We start from the raw sequence: 19,114 nt of genomic DNA, 5'->3' as shown, positions 1-19,114 counted from the left end.
GCCAGAACGGCGGCATTGCAACTTGGCCACGGATTGCCCGTCAGCCGGCTCCCTATTCGAAGCGGGAGGCGTCGCCCATGCCGTGCCGCACCACTTCGGCGTAGCCGCTGGAGAAGTCCACCACCGTGGTGGGCTCCGCGCCCACATCACCGGAGTCAATGACGGCGTCCACCACATGGTCCAGGGCTTCCTTGATTTCCCAGCCCTGTGTCAGCGGCGTCTCCTCGTCGGGCAGCAGGAGGGTGCTGGAGAGGAGCGGCTCGCCCAGTTCGTCGAGGATGGCGTGAATGAGGCGGCTGTCCGGAATGCGTACACCCACCGTCTTTTTCTTCGGGTGGGCCAGCCGGCGCGGCACCTCCTTGGTGGCAGGCAGGATGAAGGTGTACGGCCCGGGCGTCACGGCCTTGATGGCGCGGAAAATGTCGTTGTCCACCATGACAAACTGGCCCAGTTGCGCAAAATCCTTGCACACCAGGGTGAAGTGGTGCTTGCTGTCGAGACGGCGGATGGACCGGATCCGGTCCAGGGCGTCCCGGTTGCCGATCTGGGCACCCAGCGCGTAGCAGGAGTCCGTTGGATAGGCGATCAGCCCGCCCGACTTTAGCAGGGCCACCACCTGCGCCACGGAGCGTGACTGCGGGTCGTGGGGATGGATGTCGAAGAATTTGGCCATGCACGCAAGCTTACGTCCACTGGTGCGGCGGCCCGGGGATTGCCCTCTTTCAGTGCGGTTGGAAGGGGATGTGTCCAATGTCACCCGGCCAGTCCAGGACCGGGTTTTGGCCCCATTTGCGGGCTACATGCCGGTGACGTCCAGCTAATTCCCACGGAATGGGCGCAAGCTGTTGAAGTGGCCCTGTGCCACCGCACGAATGATTGAGCCGAACGTCGCCACAGGAAGGCCCCGCCGCATGACCCCTTCATCCCCAGGCACCAAACCACGTTCCGTCTGGCGGGACAGCGGATCCACCCTCGGCATGCTGGCCACGCTGCTGGCTGTCTGCGGTGTCTGCGGCGTGCTGGTGGCGGCCCTGTTGGTGCCGGCCGGGGCCATGGCGACGGCGGCAGTTGTGGGGACCAACACCATGCTGGACCAGACGCCCAGCGCCTTGAACCTGAGTGCTCCGGCACAATCCACCAAGGTGCTGGCAAACGACGGCTCACTCATTGCCACCTTCTTCGAGCAGGACCGGCAGGAAGTGTCCTTGGCGGACATGTCGCCCTACATCAAGAACGGCGTGGTGGCCATTGAGGACGCCCGCTTCTACCAGCACGGCGGCATTGACCTGACAGGCATCATGCGGGCGCTGGCTGCCACCGTCCAGGGTGGGCGCGAAGGCGCCTCCACCATCACCCAGCAATACGTCAACAACGTGATCATCGAACAATTGGTTGCAGCGGGAAACACCAGCGCCGTCAAGCTGGGCCAGCAGAAGACCGTTGCGGACAAGCTGAACGAGATCAAGCTGGCCATCGGGCTGGAAAAGAAGATGTCCAAGGACCAGATCCTTGCCGGCTACCTGAACATCATTTACTTCGGCAACGGGGCCTACGGCATCCAGGCAGCCTCCAAACTGTACTTCAACGTCAACGCCAAGGACCTCACCCTGCCCCAGGCTGCCGCCCTGGCCGGGGTGGTCAACAGCCCCGCGTATTACGATCCGCTGACCCAACCAGACCATGTGGTCACCCGCCGCAACGCCGTGTTGGACAAGATGCTGGCACAAAAGAAGATCACCCAAAAAGAGCACGACGCCGCCGTGAAGGCACCCTTGAAGCTCAACGTCAACAGGCCCTCACAGGGCTGCGTGGCCGCCGCCACCGCCCCCTACTTCTGTGACTATGTCCAGCAGCTGGTGCTCAACGACCCCGCCTTCGGTGCCACGCCGGACGAACGCAGCAAATTCCTCTACCAGGGCGGGCTGACCATCAAGACCACCCTGGACCCGGCCTTGCAAAAGGTGGCCCAGGAAAAGGTCGACGCCACCATCTCCGCGGCGGACCCGCTGCAGCGCGGCGCCGCCGTGGTCAGTGTGCAGCCGGGCACCGGCAAGGTCCTGACCATGGCGCAAAACACCATTTACAACCCTGCCTCGAAGCCGGGGAACTACATGGGCAACTTTGCGTTGCCGCTCAATGACGCCAAGGGCAATTCCCTGCATGGGGCCGGCGGCTTCCAGATCGGCTCAACATTCAAGCCCATCGTGTACGCCGAATGGCTCAACTCAGGCCATTCCATGATGACCATGGTCAACGGTGCGGTGCGGGACTATCCGGTGGGCTACAACTGGAAGAACACCTGTGGGAAAACCACGGGCAGCTATGACCCAGCCTCCGGGACAAAGCTGCTGCCCAACGACGACCCCAACCACTACTACCCCATGACGGCCCTGGAAGGGCTGTACAACTCCATCAACACCATCACCTTCCAGACGGCTGCCGCCCTGGACTTTTGCAACATCCAAAAGATGGCGACGGCGGCCGGAATCGCCGACGGCGCCACGAACAAGCCCTACGACCTGAGCAACATCTCCAACCTGATCGGCAGCGAGAACGTGGCCCCCATCAACATGGCCACCATGATGGCCACGTTTGCCAGCGGCGGCGTGCGCTGCGACCCGATCGCCCTCACCTCCATCACGGACAAGACCGGCAAGAGCTACCCGGTGCCGGGCGCCAACTGCCAGCAGACCATCTCCAAGGACGTGGCGAACGGTGTGAAGTACACGCTGCAGCAAATGCTGGTCAGGGGCTCCGGATACCTGATCCCACTCAACGACAAGGCCACGGCCTTCGCCAAGACCGGCACCACGGACGGCAATACCAACACCTGGACCATCGGCGCCAACTCCGGCATTTCCACGGCTTCGTGGTTTGGCAGCTACAAGGGCATCGGACCGTTCTGGGTCAACCAGGACATCACCATCAATGGCCATTACTGGGTGGGGGTGGACGGCGCCAACCTGGCCGGCACCCAATGGGCAGGCGTCATGAACGCCGCGGCCGGCATCCCGGCCTACGCCGCCCAGCCCCTGGAGCAGCCACCGGCTACCATGCTGGCCAACACGGCACCCCTGGTGGTGGGCGTCAACGACCCCAAGGGCACCGACGCCCCCGTCCAGCCCGTGGTGCCGCCGGCGAACACCGCGACCCAGGCGCCTGCCCAACAGCAGCCGGCGCCGCCGGCCACCCAAGCGCCGCAGCCCACCTCGCCGGCCACCAAGCCGGGTAAGGGCAAGAAGGGCTAGCCAGGAAGGGCTAGGCCTTCGGGAGGGCGGCCAGCAGTGCGGTTCCGTCCGGCACGCCAAGGCCCGTGCAGGCGTCCCAGCCCGGCGTGGCGTGGTAGCTGCCGTTGTTGCCGTCGGTGATGTCGCGGAAGCCCGGAGTGGCTGCGCCGCCGCCGGACAGGCCGTAGAGGGCCGGCTGCAGCAGCCCCAGCCCCTTGCCGCGTGACTGGGCCAGCCGGGCAATGAGGGCGGCCCACAGGGGAGCCACGGCACTGGTCCCGCCAATGACCATGTCGCTGCCGTCCACCCTCACCCGGTAGCCGGTTTGCGGATCGGCCACCGCGGCAACGTCGGGGACGCCGCGCCCCTGGGGAACCGACGCTGGCCCGGCGCCCGAAAGCACTGTGACGTGCTGCTGCCAGGCGGGCAGCGGGAAGGCATCACTGACCCCGCCGCCGGTGGCTGAGTGGCTGGAGTCGTTCCAGACGGTCTCCGAGTTCACCGCCCCCGTCACCGGATCCGCCGAAAGCCGTGTGCCGCCGCAGGCGAGCGCATGCGGGCTCGACGCCGGGAAATCGGCGTGGTTGCGCCCGTCGCCGGCGTTGTCGGCGGAGCCGTTGTCACCCGCCGCCACCGTTACCGTCACACCGAGCAGGGCTGCGTCGACCAGGGCGTTGTCAAAGGCGGTTTTGGCCTGTGCCGTCCACGCGTCCTCGCTCTGGCCCCAGCTGATGCTGATGGCGGCCGGGGCGGGGGAGTCGTGGGCGGCCTGGCTCAAGGCATCGAGGAATCCGGCATCCGTGTTCGGGGCAAAGTACACCTTGATGGCAGCCCCGGGCGCCAGGGCACCCGCAACCTCGATGTCGAGGAGGACCTCGCCGTCGGCCCCTTGGGGGTCCTGGCCGGGGGCGTTGGCTGCGCCGTCCACCCCGATGGCAGTTACGGCCGGGCCTTGGATGCCGAGGGAGCCGAAGTAGGCGTCGAGGTCTGCGGCGGCAAAGCCCCCTCCCAGTTCCAGGATCGCGATCACTTGTCCCGTGCCGTCGGTGCCGGCCGGAAAGTTGTACACGCGGCCCAGGTCCAGGGGCGTGTAGCTTACGGATCCTGCGGCGGCCGGGGCGAAGTGAAACTGGGCGCGGGCGGTGGGCCTGTCGTCGAGCCCCAGGACCGCCACCACCACCCCCTCCAGGGCTGCGGGGATGCTGAGGCCGCCGGTACGGTGCCGGTGCGCCACCGTTTGCTGGTCCGGCGCCACGCTGGACACGGGCTCCAGGCGGGTGCCGAAGATGGTGCACAGCAGGCCCACCTGTCCGGTGATGCGGATCCTGCGTGATGCTGCATCCACCTCCGTGACCTGTGCGCCGATCCTGGTCATGGTGGAGGTGGCCAGTTCGACGTCGGCCGGCGAGGCGCCATAGGCGGCCAGCTCGGTGCGCGAGAGGATCCTGCCCAGCGCTTCGTCCGGAACAGGCTGCGCGCGGCGCAACACCAGGGTGACGGAAATTTCCTCGTTGTAGAGGGCCTCGAAGCCGGCCTCCGCGGCGGCCGGACGGTGGAGGGCCTGCGGGGCCGGCTCCCTGGTGCTGCCCGGCAGCGGAACCAGCTGTGGCTGTTCGGCTTCGCCGGCATGCCTGCCGCGGGCGCCCGGCTGGGCGGGATTGGATTCAGTGTTCTGGTTCATGGTGCACACCTTCCGTCGTTACAGGCGATGCTACGGCCGATGTCCGACACAAACAACGATCATTGGCCCGTGGCGGCCAGTTGGCCACGGGCGGACTTGTCGGCGAGACTGGGAGTGCCCACCCACAGAGGAGAGTGCCGTGAATGGTTCAGTAAACCCGGTCCGGATTGTTGTTGGAGTTGACGGATCGCAGGCATCGCTGGCTGCCCTGCGGGAGGCGGTCCGGCTCGCGGAACTGCTGGGCGCGGCCGTCGAGGCGGTGGCCGCCTGGGAACCGCCCGCCAAGCCCTCCAGCTACCAGGCACGTGGCATTGGCAGCTTTGAGGAAGGGGCGCGGCGGGTGCTCGACCAGGCGTTGGCGGACGCTTTTGGCCCGGTCCTGCCGCAGGCCCTGTCCGCGCGCACTGAGCGCGGAGGCGCGGCAGCGGTCCTGGCCGACGCGAGCCGCGGGGCACGCTACTTGGTTGTGGGACGCCGCGGCCACGGCGGCATCATGGGCACACTGCTGGGTTCGGTCAGCGCCCAGAGCATCAACCAGGCAGACTGCCCCGTCATCGTGGTGCGCTAGGGGCTGGCCAGCCTAGCCGCGACGTCGCCGGAAACCTGGCCACGGCCTTCGACGGCGGCCCATTCGGCGCGCCGGTAGGCCTGTTCCAGGGCGGCAACGGCTTCCCTGTATCCGGCAAGGGCTTGTTCCGGCCCGTAGCGAAGTGCCTCGGCCTTGGCCATGGCCCTGGCCAGCAATGCCGTTTCCGCCACGCGGACGTCGGTCATGTCCGGGAAGTCGATGGCCGCTGCGGGGTCAAGCTCGAAACGGCTCCACCTCAGCGCCACGGCATCCTGCCGGGCCGCCAGGGAATGGCGAACGGCGTCATCCAGCTGCCGCGCCCGGATGGTGGCACGGGACGCCAGCACCTGTGCGAAGAGCCGTGCACAGAAAAGCCACGTTGCGGCTGCCAGGGCCGCCAGCGCGGCACCTGCCCAGCGGTTGGCCGCCGTCGTAAGCAAAACGGCCGGCGCCACAATGCACAGCCCGGCAAAGCCGTACCAGAAGGCGGAGTCCGGATCTTTTTCAAGGGCGGGGCGGGACTTGACCAGCCAGGCTGTCCCTCCAGTCGCGGAAACCACCACGGCGGCCACCGCCACCAACTGAGCCACGGCTTCGACCACCATGACGCCACCTCCCGATCCTTACCTTCCATTGCATGCCCTTTGCCGGGGAAGGTCAAGGGCTGGCAGGGGCAGGCGTCCGGGTCCCATTTTATGGAGGCTTCAACTTCTGATAATCTGGCGAAATCCACGGGCCTCCCGGCAAGTTTGCTTGCCGGTCGCAGATAACGGGTGGACACTTATATCCGTTGCTTAGCTGAGGAGAATTGCATGCACTTGACGCCCCGTGAACAGGAAAAACTCATGATTGTGGTGGCAGCCGATTTGGCCCGGCGCCGCCAGGGCCGCAAGCTCAAGCTGAACCATCCCGAGGCCGTCGCCATCCTGACGTACGAACTCATCGAAGGCGCCCGGGACGGCCGCACGGTGGCCGACCTCATGGGCTGGGGGAGCACCATCCTCACCCGCGACGACGTCATGGACGGCGTGGCCGAAATGATCAAGGATGTCCAGGTCGAGGCGACGTTCCCCGACGGCACCAAGCTGGTCACCGTCCACAACCCCATTCGCTAGGCGTGCTTCCCCGCCGCCAGCAACGCGATTCCACAATCGATGAAAGGCCAGCCGTGATACCCGGAGAATATGTCCTGCGCACCGACCCCCTACGATGCAACGCCTCATCCGAGGCCGTGACGGTACAGGTGACGAACCGCGGCGACCGCCCCGTCCAGGTCGGTTCGCACTACCACTTTGCCGAAGTCAATGACGCCCTTCACTTCGACCGTGCCGCAGCGTACGGGCGCCGCCTGGACATCCCCGCCGGCACTGCCGTCCGCTTCGAACCCGGCGACGCCAAGTCCGTCGGGCTGATCCAGCTGTCAGGCACCCGCGAAGTCCACGGCTTCCGCGACCAGGTCAACGGCCCGCTCGACACCCCGGCAGGAACCAATCCCGGCGCACCCCAGGACGGCAGCAAATGAGCTTTGAACTAAGCCGCAAGCAGTACTCGGACCTCTACGGCCCCACCACCGGGGACGCCGTCCGCCTCGCGGACACCGAATTGTTCGCCGAAATTGAGCACGACCACACCAAGTACGGCGAGGAAGTGGTCTACGGCGGCGGCAAGGTGATCCGCGACGGGATGGGCCAAAACGGCCAGCTGGTCCGGGACGAGGACATTCCGGACACCGTCATCACCAACGTGATTGTGCTGGACTACACGGGCATCTACAAGGCGGATGTTGCCCTGCGCGACGGTCACATCTTCAGGATCGGCAAGGCCGGCAACCCGCAGATCTCCGACGGCGTCACCATCACCATCGGCGCGGCCACGGACATCATCGCTGGCGAAGGCAAAATCCTCACGGCCGGCGGCATCGACACGCACGTGCACTTTGTCAGTTCCGACCAGATTCCCGTGGCCCTGGCCTCCGGCGTCACCACGCTGATCGGCGGCGGCACGGGCCCCTCCGATGCCAGCAAGGCCACCACCGTCACGCCCGGCGCCTGGCACATCTCCAAAATGCTCCAGGCCGTGGACAACATGCCCATCAACATTGGCCTGCTGGGCAAGGGCCACGCCAGCGCCCGGGAACCCCTGGCCGAACAGATCCGGGCCGGCGTCATCGGGCTGAAGGTCCACGAGGACTGGGGCGCTACCACCTCCTCCATAGACATGTCCCTGCAAGTGGCCGACGAATTCGACGTCCAGGTGGCCATCCACTCCGACACGCTCAATGAATGCGGCTTCGTCGAGGACACCATTGCGGCCATCGGCGGGCGCGTCATCCACACCTTCCACACCGAAGGTGCCGGCGGCGGCCACGCCCCCGACATCATCAAGGTGGCGGGCCTGCCCAACGTGCTGCCGGCGTCGACCAACCCCACCCTGCCCTATACGGTGAACACGATCGACGAGCACCTGGACATGCTCATGGTCTGCCACCACCTCAGCCCCGACATCCCCGAGGACGTGGCGTTCGCCGACTCCCGCATCCGCAAGGAAACCATCGCCGCCGAGGATGTGCTCCATGACATGGGCATCTTCTCCATCACCTCCTCCGATTCCCAGGCCATGGGCCGCGTGGGCGAGGTGGTGCTGCGCACCTGGCAGGTGGCCGACGCCATGAAGCGCCAGCGCGGAAAGTACGACGACGACCCTGAAGTGGGTGACAATGCGCGGCTCAAGCGCTTTGTTGCGAAATACACGATCAATCCGGCCATTGCCCACGGCATCGCCGATTCCGTGGGCAGCATCGAGGAAGGCAAGTTTGCCGACCTGGTGCTGTGGGAGCCGGCGTTCTTCGGCGTCAAGCCGGAAATGGTCATCAAGGGCGGCCAGATGGTCATGAGCGTCATGGGCGACCCCAACGCGTCCATCCCCACGCCGCAGCCGCGGACCCTGCGGCAGAACTTCGCGGCACTGGGCCGTGCGGTGCATTCTTCGTCCATCACCTTCATGTCCCAGGCGGCCATTGACGCCGGCGTCCCCGCGCAGCTGGGCCTGCAGCACGAGGTCCGGGCCTGCCACGGCATCCGCAACCTCACCAAGGCGGATATGAAGCACAACGGCGAAATGCCTGACATCGAAGTGGATCCCGAAACCTATGAGGTCCGGGTGGATGGCGAAGTGGTCACGGCCGAGCCCTCAGCCGTGCTGCCCATGGCCCAGCGCTACTTCCTGTTTTAGAAGGAGAACCATTGATCATCAGCGCCATACTTGGCAATAAGTTCGACCCCGCCACGGACACCTTTGACCCCGCCGTTCTTGCCGGGCTGCACGAGGAGAAAGTGGTGCTGCCCTCCGCGGCCCTGGTCAAGCGCATCCAGCGCGTCACCACTGACCATGGCAGGGAACTGGGCATCATGCTCGACGGCGGCCACGCGCCGGACCTCCGTGACGGCGACGTGCTCCACCTCGACGCCACCGGGGCAATCGTCATCTCCGTGGAGCACACGGACGTCCTCGTGATCGCCCCCGGCTCCATCCGGGAAATGGGCGTGGTGGCGCACAATCTGGGCAACCGGCACATGCAGGCACAGTTCTTCGGAGAGGACAGCGAATACGGCGCCCAGGTCATGGTGCTGGCCTACGACCACACGGTGGAGGACTACCTCAAGCACGTGGGCGTGCAGTACTCCCGGCAGGAACGCATCATGCCCGTGCCGTTCCGGCACGCCGAACACACCCACTGATGCCCGCCATGCCTGCAGCCGCGCCCACCTACCTGCTGCCGCTGCTCCAGCTCAGCGACTCGGCACTTCCCACCGGCGCATTCAGCCACTCACTGGGGCTGGAAACCAGCCTGCACCGGGGAGAGGTCCGTGACGAAGCCACGTTCGCCGACTGGCTCACCCAGTTCATCCGGATCCAGCTGGTCCACAGCGACGGCCTGGCCATCCGCCTAGCCTGCGAAGCGGACACCCCGGCGGAACTGTTCCGCGTGGACCGGGAACTGCATGCTTCAGCACTGCCGCGGGAAATCCGCGAGGCAGGGGTGAAGATGGGCGCGCGCATGCTGGACATCGCCCTCGCCGTGGCGCCGTCCCCCGAACTTCAGTGCTACGCCGACGCCGTGGCCAGTGGCGACTGCGCGGGCCACCCCGCCCTCGCGTATGCCGTGGCCGGAAAGTCCCTCGGTGTCCCGCTGGCGGAACTGCTGGCCAGCTACCTGTTTTCCGCCGCCACCTCGCTGACCCAAAATGCCATCCGCGGCATCCCGCTCGGCCAAAACGCCGGCCAGCGTGTCCTTGCCGCTGCGCACCGGGAGGTGCGGGACGCCGTCGTGCGTGTCCAAACGCTGGGGCGCGAGGACTTCGGCGTGACGGCACCGGGCCTTGAAATCGCCCAAATGCAGCATGAGCGCCAGCGGGCCCGAATGTTCATGTCCTGACCCCCCCAACCCGACGCTCCCTCACTTTTCGGGGTCATTCCATCGACGCTCCCTCACTTTTCGGGGTCTTTCCCCCGACGCTCCATCACCTTCCGGGGACCACACCGAACACCGCAAACATTGACACAAGGAGACACACATGAAACCGATCAGGATTGGCATTGGCGGCCCGGTGGGCGCCGGCAAGACCCAGCTCGTGGAGCGCCTGACCCGCGCACTGGACGGGCAGGTCTCCTGCGCGGCGATCACGAACGACATCTACACCATCGAGGATGCGAAGATCCTGGCCGCGAACGGCGTGCTGCCGCTGGACCGGATCATCGGCATTGAGACCGGAGGATGCCCGCACACCGCCATCCGCGAGGACACATCGATGAACTCGGCTGCCGTGGCGGAACTGGAGGCGCGGCACCAGGACCTGCAGGTGATATTCATCGAGTCGGGGGGCGACAACCTCTCCGCCACGTTCAGCCCGGAACTGGTGGATTTCTCCATCTACATCATTGACGTAGCCCAAGGGGAGAAGATTCCGCGCAAGGCGGGACAGGGCATGATCAAGTCCGACCTCTTCGTCATCAACAAGACGGACCTGGCACCCTACGTGGGCGCGGACCTGTCCGTCATGGAGGCCGACACCCTCGAATTCCGCGGCCACAAGCCCTACTGCTTCACCAACCTGAAGACCGACGACGGCCTGGAACACGTGATCAACTGGCTCAAGCGTGACGTGCTCATGCTGGACCTGGCGAACTAGGGGCTCCGGTGGTCGAGTCTGCCCCCGTGGTCGAGCTTGCTCCGGTGGTCGAGCTTGTCGAGACCCAGGCAAGCCCCGCTGTGGGGCGTCTTGGAGCCGTGGGGGAGTGGGCCGGCACCTTGTCATTGGACGTTGCCCGCCGCAACGGCCGTTCCATCGCCGTGCGCCAGCACCATGACGGCGCGCTGCGGATCCTGCGCCCCCACTACCTCGATGAATCCGGCCAGGTCTGCTACGTGGTCATCAACCCGGGAGGCGCGTATCTTGGCGGCGACAGGTACCTGATCGAGCTTGATGTTGCGCCCGGGGCGGACCTGCTGCTGACCACACAGTCGGCAACGAAGATCTACCGCACGCCCAACGACCGGGCCGAGCAGCACATGCGCATCAGCCTCGGCGCCGGTTCGCGGCTGGAACTGCTGCCCGATCCGCTCATCGCCTACCGCGAAGCCAGCTACGGCCAGGTCACCTGCGTGGACATGGATCCGACGGCGTCGCTTGTCATGGCTGAGGTGGTGACACCCGGCTGGTCGCCCGACGGCGGATACTTCCGCTACGACGAAATCCGCCTGCGCAACGAGATCTCCATTGGCGGCCGGCTGACGGTGCTGGACAACTTGCTGATCCGCCCCGGTTCCGGCTCGCCCGTGGACGGCAGCGCCTTCATGGGCGCCTGCACCCACCTGGGCTCCCTGCTGGTGGTGGACGCCCGCGTCAATTCCACCCTCGCCGATGACCTCCATGCGCTGCTGGCACCCAAGGACGACGGCGGCCGGCTGGGGGTCACGCTGTTGGACGGCCCGGGCCTGGCGCTGCGGGCATTGTCCCGCTCAACGGAACAATTGAATGCCATGCTGGGCGCCGCCGTCGACCTTCTCCGGAAGCGCTGGCACGGCCAGGAACCCCTGAACTTGAGGAAATATTAGATGACCGCCCCTGCCCGCCTGGGATATCTGGAACGGGAGAAGCTTCCGCTCGCCCGCAGGGTGGGTGCCACGTTCCTGGCGGTGGCCGTGCTGCACGCCGTCGTGGCGGGACTCATGGTGTTTTCACTGATGACGGATGTGCATCCGCTGGCCTTCGGCCTGGTGGTCACGGCCTATTTGGCCGGTGTGAAGCACAGCTACGACTGGGACCACATTGCTGCGATCGACAATTCCAGCAGGAAATTTGCTTCCCAGGGCAGGGCGCCGGTCAGCGTGGGCTTTGCCTTCAGCCTGGGGCACAGTTCCGTCGTCATGGTGGCCGGGGTGCTGGTGGTCAGCGGTGCCGGCATCATGGGGGCCGTGCTGCATCAAGGATCCGCTCCGAACGTGGCGCTGGCCCTGTTCGGGTCCAGCGTCTCCGCCCTCTTCCTGCTGGCAATCGGGTTGTTCAACGGTTCCGCGTTCCTGAAGGCCAATGAGCTGTTCCGGCGGATTCGCGGGGGAGGGGCTGTTGCGGACGATGAACTGGCGCCCACGGGCATGGTGGCCCGCCTCCTGGACAAGCCGCTGTCCCGCGTGAAGCGCCCCCGCGACATTTACGTGCTGGGCTTCCTGTTCGGCCTGGGCTTCGACACGGCCTCAACGATCGCGTTCCTGCTGCTGACGGCCTCCGCCGCGCTGGCAGGCGTTTCCGTTGCCGCACTGCTGGCCCTGCCCCTCGCATTCACCGCCGCCATGACCTTGTGCGACACGGCCAACGGCATGGCCATGATGAAAATGTACCGCTCCGCCGTCATGCACCCGGCCCGCCGCATCGGCTTCAACATGGTCATCACCGGCCTGTCGGCAACGTCGGCACTGTTCATCTCCGCACTGACCATCGCCGCGATCGTCCACGAAGTCCTGGGCCTGAGCGATCCCGTCACCACCTGGCTGGCCACCGTGGACCTTGGCCATGCAGGGCTGCTGCTGGTGGGGCTGTTCCTGGCGGTGTGGGGCATTGCCGCGCTGGGCTGGCGGAAGGGCCGCCAGTAGTGTGATGTGCCGCATAAATCAGGCTCTGGGTGCCGTGCAACGGATGTCGTGACCCTAGGATTGATGGTTGGAATTATCCCTGGCGGGGCTTTGCATCCGCCACGCAATTTGACGATCAAGTTAGGCCCATGAGGAAAATTATTCAGTTGTCCGCCGCCGCAATCCTGGTTGCCACCCTGGCCGCCTGCGGTACCAATGCACCCGCCGCGACTTCCAGCGGGACGCCCAGCGAAACCACTGCCGCAACGCAGGCGAAGCGTGCAGTTCCCAACGTTGTTGGGATGACGTACCAGGAAGCGTACGAGACCCTGGTCAAGGAAAACTTCTTCGCCCAGCTGGTCGACAAGACCGGCGCGAGGTGGATTGAAGGAAACCCCTGGGCCGACGCCAAGGTTGCCTCCACGGATCCTGCTGCCGGCACCATGACCGATGCATCCTACGTGAAGGTGGCACTCACCGTGACGCAGGAAGAGTACGCCAAGCAGGGCAAGGCAGCCAAGTAGGCCACAGAATTGAGGGAGCCTGCGGGCCACGCCGCCGCTAGGGCAGGCGTGGCCCAGCGGCCAGCATGACGGAAAGGGCCGTCATCATGACCAGGGAGTAGCGGAACATCAGGCGCGACCACCTCGCGGGGCGTTCAGCCTTCAGTCCCCGGATGCCAAGGGCGATCCAGCCCAGGCCCAGCAAACCCATGACGGCGGTATAGCTCCAGCCCGTGTAGCCGAACGGCTGGGGGAGCAGGGAGACGGCCACAAACACCACGGTGTAGGCGAGTATCTGTTCCGTGGTGTTGGCGATGCCGCGCACCACGGAAATGACGGGCACCCCGGCCTGCGCGTACTCATCGTGACGATAGATGGAAATTGAATAGAACGCGGGCATCTGCCAAAAGAACAGCATGAGGAACGCAATGGCGGCGCCGGCGTTGAGCTCCCCGGCGGCTCCCACATATCCGCCCAGGATCGGAGCGGCCCCGGAAATGCTGCCCACCAGCGTGCCGTGGACTGACATCCTTTTGGACAGCATGCCGTAGAGCACCACGTAGGCCAGGTAGCCGCCCAGCCCCACGGCCACCACCAGCCAGTTGGTCCAGGCCATGAGCACCGACATGCCGGCAAGGCCCAGCAGCACTGAATAAATGACGGCATTGCGAGCCTGGACATGGCCCGTGACGGTGGCGCGCTTCCTGGTCCGCTCCATCACGGAGTCGATGTCGCGGTCAAGCACGTTGTTCACAACGCAGGCGGAGGCAATGACCAAGGTGGTGCCCGCGCATACCGCCAGAAACAGCAGCCAGTCAATGTGCCCTGGGCTGGCGAAGAGGAACCCCGCCGCGGCAGTGAGGACGTTGCCGTACAGCACGCCCGGCTTGGCCAGTGAGTAGTAGCGAAGCACCGAATCCCGCCAGGAGGTGCCCGTGGCCCGTGAGGCCAGTGCGCTGTCGGTGCCGTCGATCCGGGATGTGCCGTCCCCGCTGGCGGGTGGGGGCTCGGAACCTCGCGGGGACATGCGCATGAACTCCAATCAGGGGGTGGTCCGGCCAGTTTATCGGCATGGAGGCGCCCACGCCCGGCCGTGTGATCGTGGCCACTACCGGCTCATGTGAAGGGCGCAGCACCCGGCGGTGGCTAGGGCCGCTGTTGGGTCCGCGTGGCCTCCCACGCCATGACCGCCGCCTGCAGCCCTGCAATGACCTCCCCGTCGGCCAAGTCGGCGCCGAGCAGGCCGCCAATGAGGTCCAGCCGCTGGTAGAACACGGACCGTGAGAGGTGGCTGTTGGCGGCGGCGAGCGTCCGGTTGCCCGGATGGGCCAGGTAGGCGCTCAGCACGGGCAACAGGTCGGTGCCGTGGCGGGCGTCGTGTTCGAGGAGAGTGCCGAGGCTGCGCTCCAGGTATGACTGCAGGCGCGGGTCGCTGCGCAGCTGGCTGACCAGCCGGCGCAGGCCTTTCGCTCCCTGGCGGTGGAGCAGGGCCGGCCCGGCGCCGCCGTCAGGGAGGGGGCCCAGTACTTCCACGGCTTCCTGCAGGGAGTCCGCCAGCGCACCCACCTGCTCGACGACGGCGCCCGCAGCCATGGTGGGCGGCCCCGCGGAGTCCCCCACGCCGCGGATGAGCCCATGCAGCCTGACGGCAAAGGAGTCGACCGCGGCGTCCGGTCCGGGCCGGCCGGTGCCGGGTCCGGGCACGGAGACGGCAACCAGCAGCAGCCGGCCGTCCTGGGCATCAACCCTGCCAGCCACGGCACTGGCGCCCATTGAACGTGCCAGCCGGGACACGTCGGCTGCGGAGGGCCACCGGAAGCAGGCGTTCGGTCCGGCCCCGATGGGTGGGAGCCCGCCCCCGGCTGCTCCCGACCGCACCCGTGTACCAGCGCCCAAGGATTTAGGTGCACGTACAGCCAGTCCGCACAGGCGACGGTTCGTGACGGGCAGGCCCATTGCCTCGAAGCGGGCCCGCAGGGTTGTTTCACTGCGGTACCGTCCCTGCAGCAGGGAGGAAAGCAGCCAGTGCTGGCTGGCGGGCGTCCAGTTTTCCGCCGAACCGTCGGCGAGCCGGCTCAGCGAAAGTGCCACGGCGGCCTGTTCCAGCACCAGTGCCCGCCCGGCGGGGTGGGGTGCGCCGTCGAACGCGATCAGCCAGCCCCAGCGGGTGCCGCGGGCTTCGACCGGAGTGACCAGCCAGCCCTCCGAACCCAGGACGGAAGTGCGTGCGTCGTGCCAGGAATCCGCGGCGTCCCCCGGGCGGGCGCGGTGGGCGGCACGGGCGCGCATTTCCCAGCCGTCAAGCAGGGTGTGCTCGTCAAGTCCGGCCGTGTCGAAGGCAACCACCTGATGCGCCATGTCCTCCAGGACCACGGGACAGCCGAGGACTGCCCCGAGCTGGGCCACGATGTAGTCGGCGGGAGAGCCGCGCAGGCTTAGTTCCGAAAACAGTGCGTGGACCTCGTCACGGGCCTGCAGTGCCGCCATTTGTTCGGCGATGATGCGCCCATGCACCGATTCGGTGACGCTGACAAACTTGACCCGGCGGTGCAGCACCACCAGGGGCAGGCCATGGGCGTCGCACCGCTCAAGCAGCTCCGCCGGGACATCCGCGTAGCGCGTGCCAAGCTCGAGCACCAGCCCGGCAACCTGGGCGGCGGCCAGTTCGGCCATGTATCCGGCCATCCAGTGGGTGCCTTCGGGCCAGCCGACTCCGGTGGCCAGCAGGAGCTCGCCGCCGTCGAGCAGGCCGGCCACGTTCCGCGACTCGACGACGTGGACCCAGCGCACCGGCAGGCCCAGTCCGGCAGCACCGGCCACCACCTCAGCATCGCCGGCCGCCAGCACTGGCAGGGCCAGCACCTCGGCCACCGTCGGCAGCCCCGGACGATCCGTCCGGACGCCGGCCGGATTCCACTCACTTTTCACACTCTGCTCCAGCCGAGGGATGCAAATATCACTATCAGGAGCCTACAACAGCTGTCGGACACATTGTCTGGCTGGCGCGGTCCATGCCTGGGTCGACTACCGCAGGCCTGAAAACGCGGGTTTTACCGAAGGAGACATTCATGACCGCCAGCCCTGACGTTGCGAACGACGTCGAAAGTTCCATCCGCCACAACGACCGCCACCACGTGCTGCATTCGTGGTCCGCCCAGGCCGCCATTGACCCCCTGCCGGTGGAAGGCGGCCTGGGCTCCACCTTCTGGGACTACCAGGGCAACCGCTACCTGGACTTCGGCTCACAGCTGGTCAACCTGAACCTGGGGCACCAGCACCCGGACCTTGTTGCGGCGATCCAGGAGCAGGCCGGGAAGTTGGCCACCATCCAGCCGGCGTTTGCCAACGATGTCCGCGGCGAACTGGCCGCCCTGATCGCCGCCAAGGCACCCGGCACGCTCAACAAGGTCTTCTTCACCAACGGCGGCGCCGAGGCCAATGAAAACGCCGTCCGCATGGCCCGCCAATTTACGGGCAAGTCCAAGATCCTGGCCCAGTACCGCTCCTACCACGGGGCCACGTCCACGGCCATGCAGCTCACGGGCGATCCCCGCCGATGGGCCAATGAGCCCGGCGCGGCCTCCGTGGCGCACTTCTTCGGCCCCTACGCCTACCGTTCGCCGTTCCACTCCAGCACCCCCGAAGAGGAGAGCGCCCGGGCGCTGGAACACCTGGAAAGCGTCATCGTGCTGGAGGGGGCCTCCACGATTGGCGGCATCATCATCGAGACGGTGGTGGGCACCAACGGCATCCTGGTGCCGCCGCCGGGCTACCTGCCGGGCGTACGCGCGCTCTGCGACAAGTACGGCATCGTCTACATCGCCGACGAAGTCATGGCAGGCTTTGGGCGCACGGGCGAGTGGTTTGCCGTGGACGGCTTCAACGTCATCCCCGACCTGATCTCCTTTGCCAAGGGCGTGAACTCCGGCTACGTGCCCCTGGGCGGAGTCATCATGAGCGACGCCATCGCAGCGATCTTTGACGAAGTCGCCTACCCTGGAGGGCTCACGTATTCCGGCCACCCGCTGGCCTGCGCCCCCGGCGTGGCAACATTCAAGGTCTTTGAGCGCGACGGCATCCTGGCCCATGTGCGCGACCTCGGCAGCCGCGTGGTCCGGCCAATCCTTGACTCCTGGGTGGAAAAGCACCCCAGCGTCGGAGAGGTGCGCGGCCGGGGCCTGTTCTGGGCCGTGGAGCTCGTCACCAACAGGGAGACCCGTGAACCGCTGGTTCCGTTCACCGCCGCCGGCGATGCGGCACGCCCCATGGCGGAGGTCGTGGCGGCCTGCAAGGCCCGCGGTGTCTGGCCCATGACCAACAACAACCGCATCCACATCTGCCCGCCGCTGGTCATCACGGAGGGTGAACTGCGGACGGGCTTGGCCGCCATTGATGAGGCATTGGCGGTGGCCGACGGGTTCGTGCGCTAGAGCCCTTTACAGCGTTGATATGAGTTGTAGACTCGAGTGAATACTTCGTATTCCGTAAAGGGGCTCCTGAATCCGTCGGATTCAGGAGCCCGGCCGTTCCCTGTCCGGCAGGCAGCGCAACCACAAGAAGGCCAGGAATGACCACCACCCTGTACAAGAACCGCGGACTCATTATCAACGGCGCCTTTGTGCCGGCGGCCAGCGGGAAGACGTCATCCGTGGTCAACCCCGCCACAGGCCGTGAAATCGCCGTCGTGGATGTCGCCAACGCCGACGACGTCGACCGCGCCTACGCTGCCGCCCGCGCCGCCGCGCGGAGCTGGGGGAGGACCACCCCGTCTGAGCGGCAGGCCGCCCTGCTGAAACTGGCCGACCTCCTCGAGGAGCACGCCGCGGAATTTGTTGAACTGGAAAGTGCCCAGACCGGGCAGCCCCTCGAAATGGTGGCCGTGGACCAGGTGCCGCCCTGCGCGGACCAGCTGCGCTTCTTTGCCGGTGCGGCCCGCACCATGGGCGCCTCGGCCGCCGGCGAGTACGCACCCGGGAGGACCTCATTCATCCGGCGGGAGCCGATCGGCGTCGTCGGCCAGGTGACGCCCTGGAATTATCCGCTCATGATGGCCGTCTGGAAGATTGCACCGGCCCTGGCCGGTGGCAACACGATTGTGCTCAAGCCCTCCGACACCACGCCCTTGACCACCCTGCTCCTGGCCGAACTGGCGGCAGAGGTGCTGCCGGCCGGCGTGTTCAACGTCGTGACGGGCGACAGGGACACGGGGCGGGCCGTCGTCGAGCATGCCGCCCCCGAACTGGTCTCCATCACCGGCAGTGTCCGGGCAGGCATGGACGTGGCCAAGTCGGCGGCGCTGGACCTCAAGCGCACCCACCTTGAACTGGGCGGAAAGGCGCCCGTGCTGGTGTTTGCCGATGCCGACCTTGCGAAGGCGGCCAAGACCATCGCCATGGCGGGGCTGTACAACGCCGGCCAGGACTGCACCGCGGCAACCCGCGTGTTGGTCGAGGCCTCCATCCACGATGAATTTGCCGCAGCCCTGGCCGCGGAAGCCGCCGGCTACAGCGTTGGCGGACCCGAGGACCACGCAGACATGGGTCCGCTGAACAACGCGGCCCAGCTGGCCCGCGTGGCCGCCGTGGTGGATGCCCTGCCGGCGCACGCCAGGGTCCTCACGGGAGGGCACACGATTGACCGTGGGGGCTACTTCTATGAGCCCACGGTGGTCGCCGGGCTGCTTCAGCACGATGCCGCCATCCAGGAGGAAATCTTTGGTCCGGTCATCACCGTCCAGGCATTTGACTCGGAGGAGCAGGCCGTCGAGTGGGCCAACGATGTTCCCTTTGGGCTGTCCTCGAGCGTCTGGACCCGCGACGTGGCCCGCGCGCTGGACCTGAGCCGGCAGCTGGACTTTGGCGCCGTCTGGATCAACGACCACCTCACGATCAGCGCGGAACTGCCCCACGGCGGCTTCAAGCACTCGGGCCACGGCAAGGACCTGTCGATGTACGCCCTTGAGGACTACACCCGCGTCAAGCACGTCATGGTGAACCTTGAGCGCGA

The 19,114-nt window shown here is 66.5% G+C and carries 18 protein-coding genes; 13 read left to right on the top strand and 5 right to left on the bottom strand.

Going from position 1 to position 19,114, the window contains the following annotated elements; all coding sequences use genetic code 11:
* Positions 1–52: 52 nt before the first annotated feature.
* A complete protein-coding gene (locus G6N77_RS12710) occupies positions 53–673 on the bottom strand; it encodes an L-threonylcarbamoyladenylate synthase (RefSeq protein WP_165182538.1) in 621 nt (206 codons plus the stop codon).
* A gap of 238 nt (positions 674–911) precedes the next feature.
* On the opposite strand from G6N77_RS12710, the gene G6N77_RS12705 reads away from it, so the two are divergent.
* On the top strand, positions 912–3,248 hold the full coding sequence (locus G6N77_RS12705) for a transglycosylase domain-containing protein (protein ID WP_165182537.1): 2,337 nt from the start codon (positions 912–914) through the stop codon (positions 3,246–3,248).
* A 10-nt stretch (positions 3,249–3,258) separates the two neighbouring features.
* Here the strand turns inward: G6N77_RS12705 and G6N77_RS12700 are convergent, their stop codons facing one another.
* Entirely contained in the window at positions 3,259–4,908 is a 1,650-nt protein-coding gene (locus tag G6N77_RS12700) for a S53 family peptidase (protein WP_165182536.1), read from the bottom strand.
* Between the two features lie 139 nt (positions 4,909–5,047).
* On the opposite strand from G6N77_RS12700, the gene G6N77_RS19930 reads away from it, so the two are divergent.
* Positions 5,048–5,476 (top strand): universal stress protein, encoded by a 429-nt coding sequence (locus G6N77_RS19930; RefSeq protein WP_306986565.1) that lies wholly within the window; start codon positions 5,048–5,050, stop codon positions 5,474–5,476.
* Here the strand turns inward: G6N77_RS19930 and G6N77_RS12690 are convergent.
* Complete coding sequence (locus G6N77_RS12690) at positions 5,473–6,081, bottom strand: hypothetical protein (RefSeq protein WP_165182534.1); 609 nt, start codon at positions 6,079–6,081, stop codon at positions 5,473–5,475. The genes G6N77_RS19930 and G6N77_RS12690 overlap by 4 nt on opposite strands.
* A gap of 207 nt (positions 6,082–6,288) precedes the next feature.
* Here G6N77_RS12690 and G6N77_RS12685 point away from each other — a divergent pair, with 207 nt between their 5' ends.
* The 9 genes from G6N77_RS12685 (at position 6,289) to G6N77_RS12645 (ending at position 13,129) form a co-directional block, all read left to right on the top strand.
* Complete coding sequence (locus G6N77_RS12685) at positions 6,289–6,591, top strand: urease subunit gamma (RefSeq protein ID WP_165182533.1); 303 nt, start codon at positions 6,289–6,291, stop codon at positions 6,589–6,591.
* A 53-nt stretch (positions 6,592–6,644) separates the two neighbouring features.
* Entirely contained in the window at positions 6,645–6,998 is a 354-nt protein-coding gene (locus G6N77_RS12680; protein ID WP_165182532.1) for an urease subunit beta, read from the top strand.
* Positions 6,995–8,707 (top strand): urease subunit alpha, encoded by a 1,713-nt coding sequence (gene ureC, locus G6N77_RS12675; protein ID WP_165182531.1) that lies wholly within the window; start codon positions 6,995–6,997, stop codon positions 8,705–8,707. Before G6N77_RS12680 ends, ureC begins: the two co-directional genes overlap by 4 nt.
* Positions 8,708–8,718: 11 nt before the next feature.
* Entirely contained in the window at positions 8,719–9,213 is a 495-nt protein-coding gene (gene ureE / locus G6N77_RS12670) for an urease accessory protein UreE (protein ID WP_165182530.1), read from the top strand.
* Between the two features lie 8 nt (positions 9,214–9,221).
* Positions 9,222–9,911, top strand: a complete 690-nt coding sequence (locus tag G6N77_RS12665) for an urease accessory protein UreF (RefSeq protein WP_165182585.1) — start codon at positions 9,222–9,224, stop codon at positions 9,909–9,911.
* Between the two features lie 139 nt (positions 9,912–10,050).
* Entirely contained in the window at positions 10,051–10,665 is a 615-nt protein-coding gene (gene ureG / locus G6N77_RS12660) for an urease accessory protein UreG (RefSeq protein WP_165182529.1), read from the top strand.
* A gap of 26 nt (positions 10,666–10,691) precedes the next feature.
* Positions 10,692–11,591, top strand: a complete 900-nt coding sequence (locus G6N77_RS12655; protein ID WP_306986572.1) for an urease accessory protein UreD — start codon at positions 10,692–10,694, stop codon at positions 11,589–11,591.
* Complete coding sequence (locus G6N77_RS12650) at positions 11,592–12,626, top strand: HoxN/HupN/NixA family nickel/cobalt transporter (protein WP_165182528.1); 1,035 nt, start codon at positions 11,592–11,594, stop codon at positions 12,624–12,626.
* Positions 12,627–12,754: 128 nt separating this feature from the next.
* Positions 12,755–13,129: a PASTA domain-containing protein gene (locus G6N77_RS12645; RefSeq protein ID WP_165182527.1), complete on the top strand. Its 375-nt coding sequence runs from the start codon at positions 12,755–12,757 to the stop codon at positions 13,127–13,129.
* Between the two features lie 37 nt (positions 13,130–13,166).
* Here the strand turns inward: G6N77_RS12645 and cyoE are convergent, their stop codons facing one another.
* Positions 13,167–14,135: a heme o synthase gene (gene cyoE / locus G6N77_RS12640; protein WP_165182526.1), complete on the bottom strand. Its 969-nt coding sequence runs from the start codon at positions 14,133–14,135 to the stop codon at positions 13,167–13,169.
* Between the two features lie 119 nt (positions 14,136–14,254).
* Positions 14,255–16,036: a PucR family transcriptional regulator gene (locus G6N77_RS12635; protein WP_306986575.1), complete on the bottom strand. Its 1,782-nt coding sequence runs from the start codon at positions 16,034–16,036 to the stop codon at positions 14,255–14,257.
* 140 nt (positions 16,037–16,176) lie between these two features.
* On the opposite strand from G6N77_RS12635, the gene G6N77_RS12630 reads away from it, so the two are divergent.
* Both G6N77_RS12630 and G6N77_RS12625 read left to right on the top strand, forming a co-directional pair.
* A complete protein-coding gene (locus G6N77_RS12630) occupies positions 16,177–17,538 on the top strand; it encodes an aspartate aminotransferase family protein (RefSeq protein WP_165182525.1) in 1,362 nt (453 codons plus the stop codon).
* Positions 17,539–17,675: 137 nt separating this feature from the next.
* On the top strand, positions 17,676–19,114 hold a 1,439-nt coding region (locus tag G6N77_RS12625; RefSeq protein ID WP_165182524.1), incomplete at its 3' end, for an aminobutyraldehyde dehydrogenase.

The organism is Arthrobacter silviterrae (genome assembly GCF_011045165.1).
GTDB classification, from domain to species: Bacteria; Actinomycetota; Actinomycetes; order Actinomycetales; family Micrococcaceae; genus Specibacter; species Specibacter silviterrae.
Note: the sequence above shows the minus strand (reverse complement) of the source record. Positions and strands in the feature narration are given on the sequence as shown.